The following is an 18,579-nucleotide window of genomic DNA, read 5'->3' as shown; positions in this document are numbered from 1 at the left end:
TACGGCGTCAACGTCTGAAGTGCGTTTCGAGGCGCTTTGCCGCACCTCAACTAGCACTTTCCATGATATCTGACCCCATCTAATCTTTCACCGCGATCCCATGTGTCGCGCGCTCTACTGAGAATGCTAGTTCGAGCTGCACGGCATCGCCTGCTTATTCGATGCAGCCGGCCAGCGCGAGTGTCGCGGACCATCCGGCTTCTCCCGCCGGACGGTCCCGCAAACGTCGTACCTGCGCCGCTTACTCCAGCGCGGCGTCCGGCTCGGCCGCTTCGCTTTCCTGCGCCTTCGCGATCGCGTCGGACGCCTCTTGTTCCGCGGCGGCTTCTTCAGGCGTGGTCTGCGCGCCGGCGGCCCTGGTCTTCGGCTTCGCTTCGCCGCGACGCTCCAGCACGGCGGCAAAGAAGCCGTCGGTGGCGTGGCGGTGCGGCCACAACGAGAGGTAGTCGCCGGTATCGAGGCCCACACGCTGCTCGGCCAACACGTCGCGCGCACTCACCAGCACGAACTCGGGGTGCGCCTCGAGGAACTGCTTCACGACCGCTTCGTTCTCGGCTTCGAGAATGCTGCAGGTCGCGTAGACGAGACGGCCGCCACGCTTGAGCAGGCGCGCCGCGCTCGTGAGAATCGAAAGCTGCTTGGGCGCGAGTTCGGCGATCGACTCCGGCGACTGGCGCCACTTGAGGTCGGGGTTGCGGCGCAGCGTGCCGAGGCCCGAGCACGGGGCATCCACGAGCACGCGGTCGATCTTGCCGATCAGCCGCTTGATCTTGGCGTCGTGCTCGCTGTCGATCAGCACGGGATTGACGTTCGACAGGCCGCTGCGCGCGAGGCGCGGCTTGAGCTTGGCGAGGCGCCGGTCGGACACGTCGAAGGCGTAGAGACGGCCGGTCGAGCGCATCATCGCGCCGAGCGCCAGCGTCTTGCCGCCCGCGCCCGCGCAGAAGTCCACGACCATCTCGCCGCGGCGCGGCGCCAGCAGCGTGCACAGCAGCTGGCTGCCCTCGTCCTGCACCTCGAACCAGCCGTTCTTGAACGTGTCGAGTTTCGCGAGCGCGGGCTTGCCCGTCACGCGCACGCCGAACGGCGCGAACGGCGTTTCCCCGCCTTCGATGCCCGACTCGGACAGCGCGCGGATCAGCTCCTCGCGACTCGCCTTGATGGGATTGGCCCGCAGATCGAGCGGCGCCGGATAGTTGAGCGCGGCGGCCAGTTGCGCGAGTTCGGTGGGCTCAAAGCGCGTTTCCAGCGCCTTCATGATCCACTCCGGCAGATTCAGCTGCACGCGCAGCGGCAAGCTCGCCGGGTCGATCTTCGCGACGTGCTCGAGCCAGGTCGCCTCGGCGTCCGATACGAAGGGCCGGATCGCCGAGCGGCCCGCCGTCGCCATGAGGCCGAGCAGCGTGAGGCGGCGCGTCGGGCTGCCCGTGCCGCTTTCGGCCAGGTGCGCGAACTCCATGCGCCGGCGCAGCACCGCGAACACGGCTTCGGCGATCACACCGCGCTCGGCGTGGCCGAGCTTCGGATGCTCGCGGAAGAAGCGGCTCGTCACGGCGTCGGCCGGGCCCGTAAATTTGAGGACGTCGGCGAGCAACGTTTCGGTCTGTCCAATCAGAAATCCATGCAGTCTCATGCGCCCTCCCCGGCGGCTTGCGAGTCGTCAAAGAAGAGCCACTGTGGCTCGGCCGGCGTGAGCGTCACGCGTTCGCCGTCGAGCGCGAGGCGCCCTTCGACGAACCAGCGCACCGCGCGCGGGTACATCAAATGTTCGGTCCTGAGCACGCGCGCGGCGAGTGCCGCGGCGTCGTCTCCCGCGCGCACCGGAATTACCGACTGTGCGACGATCGGACCATGATCGAGCGTAGGCGTGACGAAATGCACCGTCGCGCCGTGCACGCGGCAGCCGGCGTCGAGCGCCTGCTGGTGCGTCTTGAGGCCCGGAAACATCGGCAGCAGCGAGGGATGGATATTGAGCATCCGACCCGCATAATGGCCGACGAACGATTCGGTCAGCACGCGCATGAAGCCCGCCAGCACGACGAGGTCCGGCGCGTAGCCGTCGATGACTTGAGCGAGCGCCGTGTCGAAGCTGGCGCGATCGGGAAACTGGCGGTGATCGACGACCGCCGTGGCAATGCCGTTCGAAGCCGCGAACGCGAGGCCCGCAGCGTCAGGACGGTTGGCAATCACGGCGGCGATACGCGCGCCCCAAGCTTCCTGCGCGCAAGCGCGCACGATGGCTTCCATGTTGCTGCCCCGCCCCGAAATCAGGATGACGAGATTTTTCATCCGCGGATTTTATCATCGGGGGGCCGGCTCAACGCTCGTGCGGCGGCGATCGTCGCCTCGTGCGTTTATAATCTTCTGTTTCGTCGCGGTCCTTGGGCCGCGAGTGGCCAGTCACCCGGTCAGCAGTCGATCATTAGCACGCGTGCTGCGCCAGCGCGCTTTTCGAGGTTCCACCAGGTTCCGCTATCGTGAGAGTCTTCCGCGGTCTTCCCAATGCCGAAAGCCGCGCGCCCTGCGCGCTGACCATCGGCAATTTCGACGGTGTCCACCGCGGGCATCAGGCATTGCTCGCGCGCGTGCGCGCGGCAGCCGACGCGCGCGGCCTGCCCGTCTGCGTGATGACCTTCGAGCCGCATCCGCGCGAATTCTTCAACCCGGCCAGCGCCCCGCCGCGCATCGCCATGTTGCGCGACAAGCTCGAAGCGCTGCGCGAGAACGGCGTGGACCGCGTCGTGGTCGAGCATTTCAACCACACGTTCGCGAGCCAGTCGCCCGAGGCGTTCGTCGAGCGCATCATCGTGGGCGGGCTGCACGCGCGCTGGATGATGATCGGCGACGACTTCCGCTACGGCGCGAAGCGCGCGGGCGACTTCGCTTCGCTGCGGGCCGCGGGCGCGCATCACGGCTTCGAAGTCGAGCAGATGGCGACCGTGGCCGACCCTTCGGGCGTGCGCATTTCCAGCTCTGCGGTGCGCGCGCAACTGAACGCGGGCGACCTCGACGCCGCGCGCGCTTCGCTTGGCCGCGGCTATCACATCAGCGCACACGTCACGCACGGCCTGAAGCTCGGGCGCGACCTGGGCTTCCCCACGATGAACCTGCTGATCGGCCACAAGCGGCCGGCGCTCAAGGGCATTTTCGTCGTGATGGTGCATGGCATTGCCGATCATCCGCTGCCCGGCGTCGCGAGCCTCGGCCTGCGCCCGACCGTGGACGACTCGGGCCGCGTGCTGCTCGAAGTGCATCTGCTCGACTGGCACGGCGACGCCTACGGCAAGCTCGTGCGCGTCGAGTTTCTCAAGAAGCTGCGTGACGAGGAGAAGTTTCCCGACCTCGAAACGCTCACCGCTGCGATCGCTCGCGACGTGGCGAACACCCGCGCGTGGTTCGCCGCCGTGGGCGCAGACGTGGCCGGCGGCGCCTCCACCGGCTTCGCCACCTCGGCCACCGACCGAATTAGGTGACCTGCGGCCCGCATGCGCGGGCTGCCCCGCCCCCAGGCGCCGCGTGCCCACAGCACGGCATGCAGCGCCCGAGGCGACGGTTGCGCGGCATCGGCCGCAACGCTGACGCCATGCATCCCCCGAATTCCACGTGATCTCACCATGAGCGACAAGAAAGCATCCTCCGGCAAGCCGCAGAAGTCCGAATCGAAGTACCCCGTCAACCTGCTCGACACCCCGTTCCCGATGCGCGGCGACCTGCCCAGGCGCGAACCGCAATGGGTCAAGGAATGGGAAGAGAACCAGGTCTACGAGAAGATCCGCGCGGCTTCGAAGGGCCGCAAGAAGTTCATCCTGCACGACGGCCCGCCGTATGCGAACGGCGACATCCACCTCGGCCACGCGGTGAACAAGATCCTCAAGGACATGATCGTCAAGGCGCGCAATCTCGCGGGCTTCGACGCGGTCTACGTGCCGGGCTGGGACTGCCACGGCATGCCGATCGAAATCCAGATCGAAAAGCAGTTCGGCAAGTCGCTGCCCGCCCAGGAAGTGATGCAGAAGGCGCGCGAGTACGCGGCCGGCCAGATCGAGACGCAAAAGAAGGGCTTCAAGCGCCTGGGCGTGCTCGGCGACTGGAACAACCCGTACAAGACGATGAACTTCGCGAACGAGGCCGGCGAGATCCGCGCACTCGCGAAGATCATCGAGAAGGGTTATGTGTTCCGGGGCCTGAAGCCCGTGAACTGGTGCTTCGACTGCGGCTCGGCGCTCGCCGAGGCCGAAGTCGAGTACAAGGACAAGACCGACCCGACCATCGACGTGCTGTTCACGTTCGCGCAACCCGCCGAAACGGCGGCCGCGTTCGGCCTGCCTGCGCTGCCGCGCGAGGAAGGCGGCATCGTGATCTGGACCACCACGCCCTGGACGATTCCGTCGAACCAGGCGCTGAACGTGCATCCGGAAATCGACTACGCGCTCGTGGACACACAGCGCGGCCTGCTGATCCTCGCCGTCGAGCGCGTGGAAGCGTGCATGAAGGAGTTCGGGCTCGAGGGCAAGATCGTCGCCACGACGAAGGGCGAGAAGCTCTCGCTGCTGCGCTTCAATCACCCGCTCGCCTCGGCGCATCCGGCCTACAAGCGCACCTCGCCGATCTACCTCGGCGACTACGTCACGACCGACACCGGCACGGGCATCGTGCACTCTGCGCCCGCTTACGGCGTGGAAGACTTCGTGTCGTGCAAGGCGCACGGCATGGCGGATTCCGACATCATCAGCCCGGTGATGGGCGACGGCCGCTACATCGAATCGCTGCCGCTGTTCGGCGGCCTCTCGATCTGGGCCGCGAACCCGAAGATCGTCGACGCACTCGACGCCGCCGGCACGCTCCTGCGCAGCGAGAAGTACCTGCACAGCTACATGCACTGCTGGCGCCACAAGACGCCGATCATCTACCGCGCGACCTCGCAATGGTTCGCCGGCATGGACGTGACGCCCAAGGACGGCGGCAAGACGCTGCGCGAAACGGCGCTCGAAGGCATCGAGGCGACGGCGTTCTACCCCTCGTGGGGCAAGCAGCGCCTGTATTCGATGATCGCCAACCGCCCGGACTGGACGCTCTCGCGCCAGCGCCAATGGGGCGTGCCGATGGCGTTCTTCGTGCACAAGGAAACCGGCGAGCTGCATCCGCGCACGCTGGAGCTGCTCGAACAGGTCGCGCAGCGCGTGGAAAAGGAAGGCATCGAAGCGTGGCAGACGCTCGACCCGCGCGAACTGCTCGGCGACGACGCCAACCTGTACGAGAAGAACCGCGACACGCTCGACGTGTGGTTCGACTCGGGCACGACGCACTGGCACGTGCTGCGCGGCTCGCACAAAGATGAACTCCAGTTCCCGGCCGACCTGTACCTGGAAGGCTCGGACCAGCACCGCGGCTGGTTCCACTCGTCGCTGCTCACGGCATCGATGCTCGACGGACGCCCGCCCTATAACGCGCTGCTCACGCACGGCTTCACCGTCGACGGCGAAGGCCGCAAGATGTCGAAGTCTCTCGGCAACGGCGTCGATCCGCATGAAGTGGCGAACCGTCTGGGCGCGGAAATCATTCGTCTGTGGATCGCCTCGACCGACTACTCGGGCGAACTGGCCATCTCCGAAGAGATTCTCAAGCGCGTGACGGAAGGCTATCGCCGTATTCGCAACACGCTGCGCTTCCTGCTCTCGAACCTCTCGGACTTCGACTTCGAGAAGCACGCGCTGCCCGCAAGCGAATGGCTCGAGATCGACCGCTATGCCGTCGCGCTCACGCATACGTTGCAAAACGACGTGCTCGCCCACTACGACCGCTACGAGTTCCACCCGGTCGTGGCCAAGCTCCAGACGTTCTGCTCGGAAGACCTGGGCGGCTTCTACCTCGACGTCCTGAAGGACCGCCTCTACACGAGCGCGGCGGATTCGAAGGCCCGCCGCGGTGCGCAAACGGCGCTGCATCACATCACGCACAGCCTGCTGCGGATCCTCGCGCCGTTCCTCTCGTTCACGGCCGAAGAAGCGTGGAAGGTGTTCCAGCCGCAAAGCGAAACCATCTTCACCGAAACCTTCCACGCCTTCCCGGACGTCGAAGGCGCGCCGGAGCTGATCGCCAAATGGACGCTGCTGCGCGAAGTGCGCGGCAACGTGACGAAGGCGCTCGAAGAGGCGCGGGTGGCGAACCAGATCGGCTCCTCGCTGCAGGCCGAAGTGCGCATTCTCGCGAGCGGCGCGCGCTACGATGCCCTCGCCTCGCTCGGCGACGACCTCAAATTCGTGCTGATCACCTCGGCGGCGGAAATCGTGAAGGTCGATAGCGAAGCCGAGGAAGGCGTCGAAGTGGTCACCTCGAAGTACCTCAAGTGCGAGCGCTGCTGGCACTACCGCGAAGACGTGGGCGCGAACGCGGAGCATCCGGGCCTGTGCGGCCGCTGCGTCGCGAATCTGTTCGGCGACGGTGAAAAGCGGAGCGCGGCATAATGGCAAAAACCCTGCCGAAGCAGTCCAGGTCGAATGGCGCGGGCGGCACGCTCGCGCCGTGGCTAGGAGTCGCGGTGATCGTGATCCTCGCCGACCAGCTCACGAAAATCGCCATCAACAAGGTGTTCAGCTACGGGGAAGGCCGCGTGATCACGCCGTTCTTCAACCTCGTGCTGGTCTACAACAAGGGCGCGGCATTCAGCTTCCTGTCGGCTGCGGGCGGCTGGCAGCGCTGGGCGTTCACGCTGCTCGGCGTCGTGGCGGCGCTCGTGATCTGCTATCTGCTCAAGCGCCACGCTACGCAGAAGCTCTTTTGCACGGCGCTCGCGCTCATCATGGGCGGCGCGCTCGGCAATGTGATCGACCGCCTGCTGTACGGCCACGTGATCGACTTTCTCGATTTCCACGTGGGCGGCTGGCACTGGCCGGCGTTCAACCTCGCCGATAGCGCGATCTGCATTGGCGCGGCGCTGCTGGTGTTCGACGAATTGCGGCGCGTGCGCGGCGCGCGCTGAGCGTGCGGGCTGCAGTCGGGCGCTAAGGCGCCAACTCTGGTCGACATAGGAGCTGTGACTTGAACACGTCCGCTGCAAACCCAGGCGAACTGGCCGGCCGCCACCTCGTGCTCGGCATGACGGGCGGCATCGCCTGCTACAAGATCGCCGAGCTCACGCGCCTGCTGACCAAGGCCGGCGCGACCGTGCAGATCGTGATGACCGAGGCCGCCACGCAGTTCATCACGCCGGTCACCATGCAGGCGCTCTCGGGCCGCCCCGTCTACACGAGCCAGTGGGACGGCCGCGTGCCCAACAACATGGCGCACATCGACCTCTCGCGCGAAGCGGACGCCATCGTCATCGCGCCGGCCTCGACCGACTTCCTCGCCAAACTCGCCCACGGTTTCGCCGACGACCTGCTCTCCACGCTGTGCGTGGCGCGCGACTGTCCATTGCTGGTCGTGCCCGCGATGAACCGGCAGATGTGGCAAAACCCGGCCACGCAGCGCAACGTCGCGCAACTGCGCGCGGACGGCATCGAAACGCTCGGCCCCGATTCCGGTCCGCAGGCGTGCGGCGAGATCGGCGACGGGCGCATGCTCGAACCCGAGGCCGTGTACGAGGCGATCGTCTCGTTCTTCGCGCCGAAGGTGCTCGCGGGCCGCAAGCTCCTGATCACCGCCGGCCCGACCTTCGAGCCGCTCGATCCCGTGCGCGGCATCACCAACCGCTCGAGCGGCAAGATGGGCTTCGCGCTCGCGCGCGCCGCACAGCAGGCGGGCGCCGAGGTGCATCTCGTCGCCGGCCCGGTCGCGCTGGAAACGCCGTGGGGCGTGTATCGCGAAGACGTGCAGACCGCCCAGCAGATGTACGACGCGGTCATGCGCGCCGCGACCGACGCCGATGTCTTCATCGGCGTGGCGGCCGTGGCCGACTGGCGGGTCGATCACGTCGCCGAACACAAGATCAAGAAGACGGCCGAGCACCGCATGCCGACGTTCACGTTCGTCGAGAACCCGGACATCCTCGCCTCGGTCGCGGCCTTGCCGAATCCGCCGTACTGCGTGGGCTTCGCCGCCGAAAGCGGCGACCTCGACGTGCATGGCGAAGAAAAGCGCGCGCGCAAGAAGGTGCCGCTGTTGATCGGCAATCTCGGCCCGCTCACCTTCGGTCGGGACGACAATGAAGTCGTGCTGTTCGAGGCGGGTGGCCGTAAGCCGCTGCCGCGCGCGGCCAAGCAGGCGCTCGCGCAGACGCTCGTCGCCGAAATCGCGCGGCGTCTGCCGGACCCGAGCATCATCTCGTGACGCGCGCGCCGGCGCACCCGCGTGCCGGCGTGCGGCGCCGCGAACCCAGGCAAGGAGCAGTACTGCCATGACACTGCTTTCCGTACTCGACCAGTCGCCCGTCATCGCCGGGCACAGTGCGGCGGACGCCATCGCCGCCACCATCGAGCTTGCACAGCTCGCCGATGACCTCGGCTACACGCGCTACTGGTGCGCCGAGCATCATGGCCTGCTGGGCGTGTGCAACCCCTGCCCAGAAGTCATGCTCGCGCGCCTCGGCAGCGTCACGAAGCGCATCCGGATCGGCTCGGGCGGCATCATGCTGCCCTATTACAGCCCCTTCAAGGTCGCCGAGCAGTTCATGATGCTCGAAGCGCTCTTTCCCGGACGCGTCGATCTCGGTGTTGGACGCGCGCCGGGCGGCGACATGCGCACGGCGCAGGCCGTGGCCGCGGGCACGTACAACCGCGGCGACCAGTTCGCGCAGCAAGTGCAGGATCTCGTCGGCCTGATGGACGGCACGCTCCCCGCCGATCATCTCGCGAGCGGCGTCGTGCTGCAGCCGCAGATCCAGACGCGCCCGCAGCTCTGGGTGCTCGGCTCGAGCGATTTCGGCGGCAACCTCGCCGCGAAGCTCGGGCTGCGCTTCTCGTTCGCGCACTTCATCAACGCGCACTTCGGGCATCTCGTGGCCGAGGCCTATCTCGACCGCTTCAAGCCGGGCCACGAAGCGAAGCCGTATCTCGCGTGCGCCGTGTTCGCGATCTGCGCCGACACCGAAGCGGAAGCCGCCGACCTCGAAAAGGCCGTCGATCTGCGGCGCGTGCAAATGGCCTACGGACTGAACGCGCCGATCCCGAGCCTCGAGCAGGGGCGCGCGCAGGAGTACGGCGAGCGCGAACAGATCGTGATCGACCGGGAGAAGCCGCGCAGCGTCATCGGTACGCCCGAGAGCGTCACGGAGCGCCTTCTTGCGATCAAGGACAACTTTCGCGCCGACGAACTGATCGTGCTGACCGTTGCGGGCAGCTACAAGGCTCGTCTGCGCTCTTATGAACTGCTCGCCGAGGCCTTCCAGCTACCTCGCGCCTGAGCGATCCACCACCGCCCCCTCATCCTGACTTCATGAAAATCGACATCAAGATCCTGAACGAGCGCATGCGCGACCAGCTGCCCCACTACGCCACGCCGGGCAGCGCCGGCCTCGACCTGCGCGCGTGCCTCGACGCGCCGATCACGCTCGAACCGGGCGAAACGAAGCTCGTGCCCACGGGCCTCGCCATCCACGTGGCCGATCCCGGCTACGCGGCGCTGATCCTGCCGCGCTCGGGCCTCGGCCACAAGCACGGTATCGTGCTCGGCAATCTGGTCGGCCTGATCGACTCGGACTACCAGGGCGAACTGATGATTTCGACCTGGAACCGCGGCCACACCACCTTCACGCTCAACCCGCTCGAGCGCCTCGCGCAACTCGTGATCGTGCCGGTCGTGCAGGCGCAGTTCAACGTCGTCGACGACTTCGAGGCGAGCGAGCGCGGCGCGGGCGGCTTCGGCAGCACGGGCAAGCACTGATCCAGGCGGCTGCGCCGACAACAAAAAAGCACGCCTTGGCGTGCTTTTTTGCGTTTAGACGGAGGCTTCGGTTCGCCGCGCCGCGCCGGCACGCCGACGATACCAGAGCGCATACACCACGACGAGCAACGCGAGAAACGCGAGGCCATAGGCGAGCGTCATGCGGAATTCGCGCGTGAAGGCCGTGCCGGCGAGAATGCCGAGCATCAGCAGCGCACCCAGCACGCTCGTGAACGGAAAGCCCCACATGCGAAACGCGAGCGGCGCGCCGCCTTCGCGCGCCTGGCGCACGCGGAAAAAGATCTGCGTGACGAAGATCATGAACCACGTGAACATCGCGCCGAACATCGCGATCGACATCATCAGCGCGAACGCTGCCTGCGGCCAGAGCGCGTTGAGCACGGCCGCCACCGCAATGCCGATGGTGGACAGCGAAAGCGCTGCCGTCGGCACGCCGTGACGCGTGAGGCGCCCGAACGCCGCCGGCGCGTAACCCGCGCGCGAGAGGCTGAACATCATGCGCGTGGTGATGTAGAGCTGGCTGTTCATGGCCGAGAGCGCCGCCACGAGCACGACGAAGTTGATCGCACCCGCCGCGTAAGGCACGCCTGTTGCGGCCATGACCTTCACGAACGGGCTCTCGTTGCCGCCCGCCTGGGTCCACGGCACGATGGCGAGCATGAGCGCGAGCGTGAGCAGGTAGAACAGCACGAGGCGCAGCACGGTTGCGCGAAACGCGCGCGTGACGGCGCGCTGCGGGTCCTGCGCCTCGGCAGCCGCCACGGCGATCGTCTCTACGCCCAGGTAGCTGAAGAGCGAGACGATCGTCCCCACCCACACGCCCCACCAGCCTCGCGGCAGCAAGCCGCCGTGCGACGTGTAGTTCGCGAAGCCCACGCCGGAGCCGGCTGGCGCGCGCCATACGAACCATGCGCCCAGCACGATGAACGCAACGATGGCCGCGATCTTGAGGCTCGAAAACAGATATTCGATGGTGCCGTACGCGCGCACACTCATTGCGTTCACAACGATCAGCGCTGCTGAAAATCCGACGATCCAGTAGAGCCCCGGCACGTGGGGAAACCAGAATTTCATGTAGACGGCGATTGCCGCAACCTCGGTGCCCACCGCCAGCACATATGCCGACCAGTACGCATAGCGCACGACGAACCCGGCGAGCGGCCCGATGTAGTGCTCGGCATATGCGCCGAACGAGCCCGATACGGGATGCGCAACCGTCATCTCGGCGAGCGCGCCCATCAATAGCAAGGCGATCAGCGCGCCGATCGCGTAGGAGATCAGCACGCCCGGACCGGCAAAAGAGATCGCGAAGCCACTGCCGAGAAAGAGTCCGGTGCCGACTGCGCCGCCGATGGCGATCATTGTCATCTGCCCGGCGGACAAGCCCTGACGCAGCCCCTGTTCGCGCTCGACGATGGCTTCGAACGCGCCCGATTTACGTGGTACCACTGTTACACCCCTGCTACGCGCGAGACGCTACTCAGCGCCGCGCATCAAAAAACGCCGACGGCGGACAAACGTGCATTTTACCGGCTGATTGCCGGCAAACGGCGGACGCGCCTGTACGTCACGGCGCAACGCCTCTACCCGCCGGCGCCAAAGAAAAACGGCGCAGTCCTTTCGGACTGCGCCGTCTTACCTGAGGGCTGTTTGCGCCGTAGCGCTGCCGCTTACTCCACTTCCACCGCTTCCGGATTGCGCGGCGCCGGCTGCTCGTCGAACGTGAGCTGGACCTTGTCTTCCGCATCGACGTCCACGGTCACGCGGCCGCCGTTCATGAGCTTGCCGAACAGCAGTTCGTCGGCGAGCGCACGGCGGATCGTGTCCTGGATCAGGCGTTGCATCGGCCGCGCGCCCATGAGCGGGTCGAAGCCGTGTTTGGCCAGATGCTTGCGCAGCGCGTCGGTGAAGACCGCGTCGACCTTCTTCTCGTGCAGCTGGTCTTCCAGTTGCATGAGGAACTTGTCGACCACGCGCATGATGATTTCCTCATCGAGCGCACGGAAGCTGATCGTCTGATCGAGCCGGTTGCGGAACTCGGGCGTGAACAGGCGCTTGATATCGGCCAGTTCGTCGCCCTGCTCGCGCCGGGTCGTGAAGCCGATCGTCGACTTGTTCATTGCCTCGGCGCCCGCATTCGTCGTCATGATGATGATGACGTTGCGGAAATCCGCCTTGCGGCCGTTGTTGTCGGTCAGCGTGCCGTGGTCCATCACCTGCAGCAGCACGTTGAAGATGTCCGGGTGCGCCTTCTCGATTTCGTCGAGCAGCAGCACGCAGTGCGGCTTCTTCGTGACGGCTTCGGTGAGCAGACCGCCCTGGTCGAACCCGACATAGCCCGGCGGCGCGCCGATCAGACGGCTCACCGCATGGCGCTCCATGTACTCCGACATGTCGAAGCGGATCAGCTCGATGCCGAGCGTGAACGCGAGCTGGCGCGCCACTTCGGTCTTGCCGACGCCGGTCGGGCCCGAGAACAGGAACGAGCCGATCGGCTTGTCCGTCTTGCCGAGACCCGCGCGCGCCATCTTGATCGAAGCCGAGAGCGCGTCGATGGCCGGGTCCTGGCCGAACACCACGGCCTTGAGATCGCGGTCGAGCGTTTGCAGCTTGCTGCGATCGTCCTGCGACACGCTTTGCGCCGGCACGCGCGCGATCTTCGAGATGATTTCCTCGATCTCGCTCTTGCCGATGGTCTTCTTCTGCTTCGACTTCGGCAGGATGCGCTGGGCCGCGCCCGCTTCGTCGATCACGTCGATTGCCTTGTCGGGCAAGTGACGGTCGGTGATGAAGCGCGCCGACAGTTCAGCCGCCGCGTTCAGCGCGCCCGACGAATATTTCACGCCGTGATGCTCTTCGAAACGCGACTTCAGACCGCGCAGGATCGCCACGGTTTGCTCGACGGTCGGCTCGACCACGTCGACCTTCTGGAAGCGCCGCGACAGCGCCGCGTCCTTCTCGAAGATGCCGCGGTATTCCGTGAACGTCGTCGCGCCGATGCACTTGAGCGTGCCCGACGAAAGCGCCGGCTTGAGCAGGTTCGACGCATCCAGCGTGCCGCCCGAGGCGGCGCCCGCGCCGATCAGCGTATGAATTTCGTCGATGAACAGAATGGCGTGCGGACGCTCTTTCAGTTCTTTCAGCACCGTTTTGAGGCGTTGCTCGAAGTCGCCGCGATATTTCGTGCCCGCCAGCAGCGCGCCCATGTCGAGCGAGTAGACCTGGGCATCCGCGAGAATGTCCGGCACTTCGCCGCGCGTAATGCGCCAGGCGAGCCCTTCCGCGATCGCGGTCTTGCCGACACCGGCCTCGCCCACGAGCAGCGGATTGTTCTTGCGGCGGCGGCACAGCACCTGCACCACGCGCTCCACTTCCAGTTCGCGACCGATGAGCGGATCGATCCGGCCGTCCTTCGCCATCTGGTTCAGGTTCTGCGTGAACTGGGCGAGCGGGGTTTCCTTCTGGCCGGCGGCGTCTTCGGCTTCGGCATTCGCGTCGCTGGCCTTGGCGGCTTCGCCGCTGCCCGTCTTCGCGATACCGTGCGAAATGAAATTCACGACATCCAGACGCGTGACGCCCTGCTGCTGCAGGTAATACACCGCGTGCGAGTCCTTCTCGCCGAAGATGGCGACCAGCACGTTCGCGCCGGTCACTTCCTTCTTGCCGTTGGAAGTGGACTGAACGTGCATGATCGCGCGCTGGATCACGCGCTGGAACCCGAGCGTCGGCTGCGTATCGACGTCATCCGTGCCGGGCACCGTAGGGGTATTGTCGTGAATGAAGTTGCGCAGGTTCTGTCGCAGGTCTTCGATATTGGCGGCACACGCGCGCAGCACTTCCGCCGCTGTTGGGTTGTCCAACAGCGCCAGCAGCAGATGCTCGACCGTTATGAACTCGTGCCGTGCCTGACGTGCTTCCATGAACGCCATGTGCAGGCTGACTTCCAGTTCCTGGGCAATCATGCTTCCTCCATCACACACTGCAGCGGATGCCCGGCCTGCCGTGCGTGGGTAACGACTTGCTCAACCTTGGTCGACGCGATGTCCCGCGTATAGACCCCACAAACACCCCTGCCCTCGCGATGGACCTTCAACATGATCTGCGTTGCGGTCTCGCGGTCCTTATTGAAATATTCCTGCACGACCATCACGACGAATTCCATCGGCGTGTAGTCGTCATTCATTAGCACGACCTTGTACATGGAGGGCGGTTTGACCTTTTGCTCCTGCCGCTCCAGTACGGTTGAATCCTGCTTGTCCGGGATAATCGCCATACACCCATTCTAAACAACTCGGACAGGCCCGCAATCCTGCCGTAACCTGACCGGCCGGCCGGTGAACCCGGCGCTCCCGACCTGCGACCCGCTGCAAGCAATTCATGCGCCCTGGCCCGGCTCCGATCCCTTGGACCGGCTGCGGGGCCGGTACACAATCCTGCTCTCAGCAGCTTTCACGCCACCGTTGAATTGAGTATCGCACAACCTTGCCGTTGCCGTGGGAAGCGACTGTAGGCGCCCGCACGCTCAGTGTCAGATTACATGGTGCGGTGCATCGCATATGCGTCACCTGCGCGATTTTTCAAGACGCTGTCCTGCACCTGCTTTATGCACCGGTGCTCAGCGTCGGCGAAAAGCAGGAAAAACCCTGGAAATGCGCTCTTTACAACGTGTCAAGGACCGTCTCAAAATATTCTTGACAGCAGATTAAAGACCCTCAACAATCAAGCTGGCACTTTTTTCAACCGCCTTAAATTCGAAAAAATGCCGTTGGTGAGCTTGTGAGGAGGGGGCGATCGCACCGCGATCGTTTAGCTTTTCGAACTGCTCGTGGTAGTGACATGAGTTACAGGGGAAGTTGGTATGGCAACCGGTACGGTCAAGTGGTTCAACGACGCGAAGGGTTTCGGGTTCATTACGCCGGATGAAGGCGGTGAGGACCTGTTCGCTCACTTTTCGGCTATTCAAATGAATGGCTTCAAGACCCTCAAAGAAGGGCAGAAAGTGAGCTTCGAGGTCGTGCAAGGCCCGAAGGGTAAACAGGCATCGAACATTCAGGCAGCAGCCTGATCTGTTCGGTACCCGTACCTTGGAAACCCGGCTTCGGCCGGGTTTCTTTTTGGTGTCATGGTTTTTTAACGTTCGCGTGCTAGCTCACCCGCAACGTACCCATCATGCCGAGATCCTCGTGCTCGAGGATGTGGCAATGAAACATGCGATCGCCCGCCTCGTGCTGGACGGTTGCGATGTGCACCGTTTCGCCGCGCCGCACGTTCACGGTGTCGCGCCATGCCAGCAGTTCCTCCTCATTGCGCACACCGCCACGCTCGCGCGCCAGCACCTGAAATTGCGTACCGTGCAGATGAAACGGATGATCCATGTCCGTGCCGTTTGCTATCGTCCAGTGCTCGACTTCCCCGCGCCGGCTCGCCAGCGTCACGCGCGCCGGATCGAATACCGCCCCGTTCACCATGAATCGCATGCCGCGCGGCATGGGCTGCGCTGAGGCACCCGGTGCGTGCATCGCTTTCATGTCCATCGCTTCGCTGAACACCACGCTCTTTTTCGGGACCGTTAGAAGACCTGACGAAACGAGCGGCGCAATCTCGCGCAGGCGCAACGGCAGTGCCGATTGCGTCGCGCTCGCCGGTGCGAAGCCAACGCTCGCGAGGATCAGCGATGGCCCCGCGGGCAAGCTGCCGTGCGTCATCGCCATCTTGTGGCGGTCGTACTGCGCGGCAATCAGCGACGCACGCGAGGCGCCCTGCCCCGCGCGCACGATCAGCTCCGCGCGCTCGCCCGGCGCGAGCAACAGCGAGGTGACGCCCTCGCGCGGCGCGCCCAGCAGCCCGCCGTCGGTGCCCACCTGCGTGAAGGCGCGACCGTCGTCGAAGGCGAGTTGCAGATAGCGCGCGTTGCAGCCATTCCAGACGCGCCAGCGCTCGTCGCGCACGACCTCGATATGCGGCTGACGAGCGCCGTTGACGAGCACGTACTGACCTTCGCGGCCGTTCATCCAGTCCATCATGCCGTTCGCGGCAATCGCGCCGTCTGCCGCGAGCTTCAGGTCGGACACGAACAGATGCCGCTCGGGCCACGACGCGAGTGGATCATCGGCGGCGCGCACGACGAAGGGGCCCGCCAGTCCCCGGAACACCTGCTCCGAACTCAGCATGTGCGGATGCGGGTGATACCAGTAGGTGCCCGCGCTCCCCTGCGGCAGCGTGAAGCGATAAACGTGCTGCTCACCCGGCGCGACCGGTTTCGAGGGATTGCCGTCCTGATCGGGCGGCACGGGCAAGCCATGCCAATGAATCGTCGAAGGCTGCGGCAGCCGGTTCACGAACGTGATTTCAACAGTGTCGCCTTCGCGTACGTCGATCATCGGGCCGATGACCGGGCCGTCGTTTTCGGCCGCTGCGAGCGCGTCGTATTGCCAGAAGACCGTTTGCGGCTGTCCGGGCAGGAGCGCACGCGCCGCGGGCTGCGCAACGAGCGTCGCGCGAAACAGGCCCGGCTCCCGGCTCTGATTGGCGAGCGTGCGCAGCGCGGCAAGCGGCGCGCCGGCGGGCAACGCATCGGCAGGCGCAAGCGGGACTTGCGCGTGCATCATGCCGCCCGACATCGACGGCATGTCCGTCATGCCGTGCATGGCGTGCATCGCATCGCCCGCATCTTGTGCGAATGCGCGGCGCGCGAACAGGGTCGCGGTGGCGGCGCTCAATGCGCCGGATAGAAATGCTCTTCGTTTCATCGATGAAATCCTCATACCTCGTTCATGCCTGGCACGCGACGCGCGAGAACACGCACGCCTGGCGCGCGGGAGTCGTTTCGCTCGCGAAAAAGCGCGAGCGCAGTACGCCGCTCGGAGCGAGCGGCCCGGCTCAGGCGATGGGAGGAGGCAAAGGAGGCGCGTGCGTAATGCCGGCACGCAAGGCCGCGGGAAGCACGACAAGCGTGGAACGGGCGCCGGTTTGCGCGTCGAATGCAGTCACGGCAGAAGGCACGCTGCAATGCGCGCAGCAGCCCGCGACACAGCAACTCGCGCCACAACTGGAATGCGAGCCGTGACGACGGTTGCTCGTCCCGGCGCAACGATCCGCGACGACGTGCGGCGTGAGTGCGACGTGCGCCGCCATTGCATCGTGCTGCGTGTGCTCGCACGCCATCGCGCCGCGCATGGAAAGCAGCGCGAGCAGGCAGACGAGAAGGAAGCGATAGACGACTGGCACGATGAACGAAACCGCGGAGTGACTCGATTGACCAATGCCATGATAGCGCACGGACTGATCGAAGTCGGCTAGCCCGTCCATCCGTGACGATTTTGCGGCGAGCCGGATAAAAAACCGGCAGAACTTTCGGTCTGCCGGTTTTTTCTGCTGGGACAGCGATGAACCGTCTTGCGCCTACATATTCTCGATCATCACCTGCCCGAAGCCAGAGCACGACACCTGCGTCGCCCCTTCCATCAAACGCGCAAAGTCATAGGTCACGCGCTTTTGCAGAATCGACTTCTCCATCGAAGCAATGATGAGGTTGGCCGCTTCGAACCAGCCGAGATGACGCAGCATCATTTCCGCCGAGAGAATTTCGGAACCCGGATTCACATAGTCCTTGCCCGCATATTTGGGGGCCGTGCCGTGCGTCGCCTCGAACATCGCCACGGAGTCCGAAAGATTCGCACCCGGGGCGATACCGATGCCGCCCACCTGGGCCGCCAGCGCGTCGGAAATGTAGTCGCCGTTCAGGTTCAGCGTGGCGATCACGTCGTATTCGGCCGGGCGCAGCAGGATCTGCTGCAGGAAAGCATCGGCGATCACGTCCTTGACCACGATGTCGCCGCCCGTCTTCGGATTCTTGATCTTCATCCACGGGCCGCCGTCTATCAGTTCCGCTGCGAACTCCTTCTGCGCGAGCGCATAGCCGTAGTCGCGGAACGCGCCTTCGGTGTACTTCATGATGTTGCCCTTGTGCACGAGCGTGACCGAGCGGCGCTCGTTGTCGATCGCATACTGGATCGCCTTGCGCACGAGACGCTCCGTGCCCTCGCGCGACACCGGCTTGACGCCGACGCCGGAACTGTCCGGGAAGCGGATCTTCGCCACGCCCATCTCTTCGCGCAGGAACTTGATGAGCTTCTTCGCGCCTTCGGACTCCGCGGGCCATTCGATGCCCGCATAGATGTCCTCCGAGTTCTCGCGGAAGATGACCATGTTGACCTTCTCCGGCGCGCGCACCGGCGAGGGCACGCCCTTGAAGTACTGCACGGGACGCAGGCACACGTACAGATCGAGCTGCTGGCGCAGCGCGACGTTGAGCGAGCGGATGCCACCCCCCACCGGCGTCGTGAGCGGCCCCTTGATCGACACCACGTATTCCTTCACGACGTCGAGCGTTTCTTCGGGCAGCCACACGTCGGGACCGTAGACGCGGGTCGCCTTCTCGCCCGCGTAGATTTCCATCCAGTGAATCTTGCGCTTGCCGCCATAGGCCTTTTCGACTGCCGCATCGACCACCTTCAGCATGACCGGCGTAATGTCCACGCCCGTGCCATCGCCTTCGATGTACGGGATGATCGGCTGGTCCGAGACGTTGAGCGAGAAGTCCGGATTGACGGTGATCTTTTCACCGCCGGTCGGAACCACGATGTGCTGATACGGCATGATCGACTCCAGTAAGGGCAAGGCTGTTGTAGCGGGTGTGACGCGCGCTCGGCGGCTCGCGGCGGCGGCGAAGCCTGTTCG

16 protein-coding genes are annotated in these 18,579 nt (G+C 65.2%); 9 read left to right on the top strand and 7 right to left on the bottom strand.

What is annotated here, in order from left to right; genetic code table 11:
* Positions 1 to 241: 241 nt before the first annotated feature.
* Both ACOJB8_RS12735 and purN read right to left on the bottom strand, forming a co-directional pair.
* Positions 242 to 1,633: an RsmB/NOP family class I SAM-dependent RNA methyltransferase gene (locus ACOJB8_RS12735; RefSeq protein WP_406953313.1), complete on the bottom strand. Its 1,392-nt coding sequence runs from the start codon at positions 1,631 to 1,633 to the stop codon at positions 242 to 244.
* A complete protein-coding gene (gene purN / locus ACOJB8_RS12730; RefSeq protein ID WP_368604040.1) occupies positions 1,630 to 2,289 on the bottom strand; it encodes a phosphoribosylglycinamide formyltransferase in 660 nt (219 codons plus the stop codon). Before purN ends, ACOJB8_RS12735 begins: the two co-directional genes overlap by 4 nt.
* A gap of 188 nt (positions 2,290 to 2,477) precedes the next feature.
* Between purN and ACOJB8_RS12725 the strand changes: the two genes are divergently transcribed.
* The 6 genes from ACOJB8_RS12725 to dut all read left to right on the top strand — a co-directional run bounded on the left by ACOJB8_RS12725 (position 2,478) and on the right by dut (position 9,819).
* Positions 2,478 to 3,473 carry a bifunctional riboflavin kinase/FAD synthetase gene (locus tag ACOJB8_RS12725; RefSeq protein ID WP_069262757.1) on the top strand — a complete coding sequence of 332 codons (996 nt, stop codon included), beginning with the start codon at positions 2,478 to 2,480 and terminating at the stop codon, positions 3,471 to 3,473.
* A 141-nt stretch (positions 3,474 to 3,614) separates the two neighbouring features.
* Positions 3,615 to 6,464 (top strand): isoleucine--tRNA ligase, encoded by a 2,850-nt coding sequence (ileS, locus tag ACOJB8_RS12720; protein ID WP_475012774.1) that lies wholly within the window; start codon positions 3,615 to 3,617, stop codon positions 6,462 to 6,464.
* A complete protein-coding gene (gene lspA, locus ACOJB8_RS12715; RefSeq protein WP_069262759.1) occupies positions 6,464 to 6,979 on the top strand; it encodes a signal peptidase II in 516 nt (171 codons plus the stop codon). Before ileS ends, lspA begins: the two co-directional genes overlap by 1 nt.
* 59 nt (positions 6,980 to 7,038) lie before the next feature.
* Complete coding sequence (gene coaBC / locus ACOJB8_RS12710) at positions 7,039 to 8,268, top strand: bifunctional phosphopantothenoylcysteine decarboxylase/phosphopantothenate--cysteine ligase CoaBC (protein WP_342948505.1); 1,230 nt, start codon at positions 7,039 to 7,041, stop codon at positions 8,266 to 8,268.
* Between the two features lie 67 nt (positions 8,269 to 8,335).
* Positions 8,336 to 9,340 (top strand): LLM class flavin-dependent oxidoreductase, encoded by a 1,005-nt coding sequence (locus tag ACOJB8_RS12705; RefSeq protein ID WP_342948504.1) that lies wholly within the window; start codon positions 8,336 to 8,338, stop codon positions 9,338 to 9,340.
* 32 nt (positions 9,341 to 9,372) lie between these two features.
* Positions 9,373 to 9,819, top strand: coding sequence for a dUTP diphosphatase (dut, locus tag ACOJB8_RS12700; RefSeq protein WP_342948503.1), 447 nt, complete (start codon positions 9,373 to 9,375; stop codon positions 9,817 to 9,819).
* A gap of 54 nt (positions 9,820 to 9,873) precedes the next feature.
* Here the strand turns inward: dut and ACOJB8_RS12695 are convergent, their stop codons facing one another.
* From ACOJB8_RS12695 to clpS, 3 genes are all read right to left on the bottom strand, one after another.
* A complete protein-coding gene (locus ACOJB8_RS12695) occupies positions 9,874 to 11,289 on the bottom strand; it encodes an amino acid permease (protein WP_342948502.1) in 1,416 nt (471 codons plus the stop codon).
* Positions 11,290 to 11,510: 221 nt separating this feature from the next.
* Entirely contained in the window at positions 11,511 to 13,802 is a 2,292-nt protein-coding gene (gene clpA / locus ACOJB8_RS12690) for an ATP-dependent Clp protease ATP-binding subunit ClpA (protein ID WP_069262762.1), read from the bottom strand.
* On the bottom strand, positions 13,799 to 14,113 hold the full coding sequence (gene clpS / locus ACOJB8_RS12685; protein ID WP_028213389.1) for an ATP-dependent Clp protease adapter ClpS: 315 nt from the start codon (positions 14,111 to 14,113) through the stop codon (positions 13,799 to 13,801). The genes clpA and clpS overlap by 4 nt, the downstream gene beginning before the upstream one ends.
* Before the next feature lie 585 nt (positions 14,114 to 14,698).
* Here clpS and cspD point away from each other — a divergent pair.
* Entirely contained in the window at positions 14,699 to 14,905 is a 207-nt protein-coding gene (cspD, locus tag ACOJB8_RS12680) for a cold shock domain-containing protein CspD (RefSeq protein ID WP_017776809.1), read from the top strand.
* Positions 14,906 to 14,984: 79 nt separating this feature from the next.
* Here the strand turns inward: cspD and ACOJB8_RS12675 are convergent, their stop codons facing one another.
* Positions 14,985 to 16,589, bottom strand: coding sequence for a multicopper oxidase family protein (locus tag ACOJB8_RS12675; protein ID WP_069262763.1), 1,605 nt, complete (start codon positions 16,587 to 16,589; stop codon positions 14,985 to 14,987).
* Between the two features lie 2 nt (positions 16,590 to 16,591).
* On the opposite strand from ACOJB8_RS12675, the gene ACOJB8_RS12670 reads away from it, so the two are divergent.
* Positions 16,592 to 16,906 carry a hypothetical protein gene (locus ACOJB8_RS12670; protein ID WP_475012771.1) on the top strand — a complete coding sequence of 105 codons (315 nt, stop codon included), beginning with the start codon at positions 16,592 to 16,594 and terminating at the stop codon, positions 16,904 to 16,906.
* Positions 16,903 to 17,139 carry a hypothetical protein gene (locus ACOJB8_RS12665; protein ID WP_069262765.1) on the top strand — a complete coding sequence of 79 codons (237 nt, stop codon included), beginning with the start codon at positions 16,903 to 16,905 and terminating at the stop codon, positions 17,137 to 17,139. Before ACOJB8_RS12670 ends, ACOJB8_RS12665 begins: the two co-directional genes overlap by 4 nt.
* 102 nt (positions 17,140 to 17,241) lie before the next feature.
* Here the strand turns inward: ACOJB8_RS12665 and icd are convergent, their stop codons facing one another.
* Positions 17,242 to 18,498, bottom strand: a complete 1,257-nt coding sequence (gene icd / locus ACOJB8_RS12660; protein WP_069262766.1) for an NADP-dependent isocitrate dehydrogenase — start codon at positions 18,496 to 18,498, stop codon at positions 17,242 to 17,244.
* Positions 18,499 to 18,579 lie beyond the last annotated feature (81 nt).

The organism is Paraburkholderia sp. BR10141 (assembly GCF_056155635.1).
Note: the sequence above shows the minus strand (reverse complement) of the source record. Positions and strands in the feature narration are given on the sequence as shown.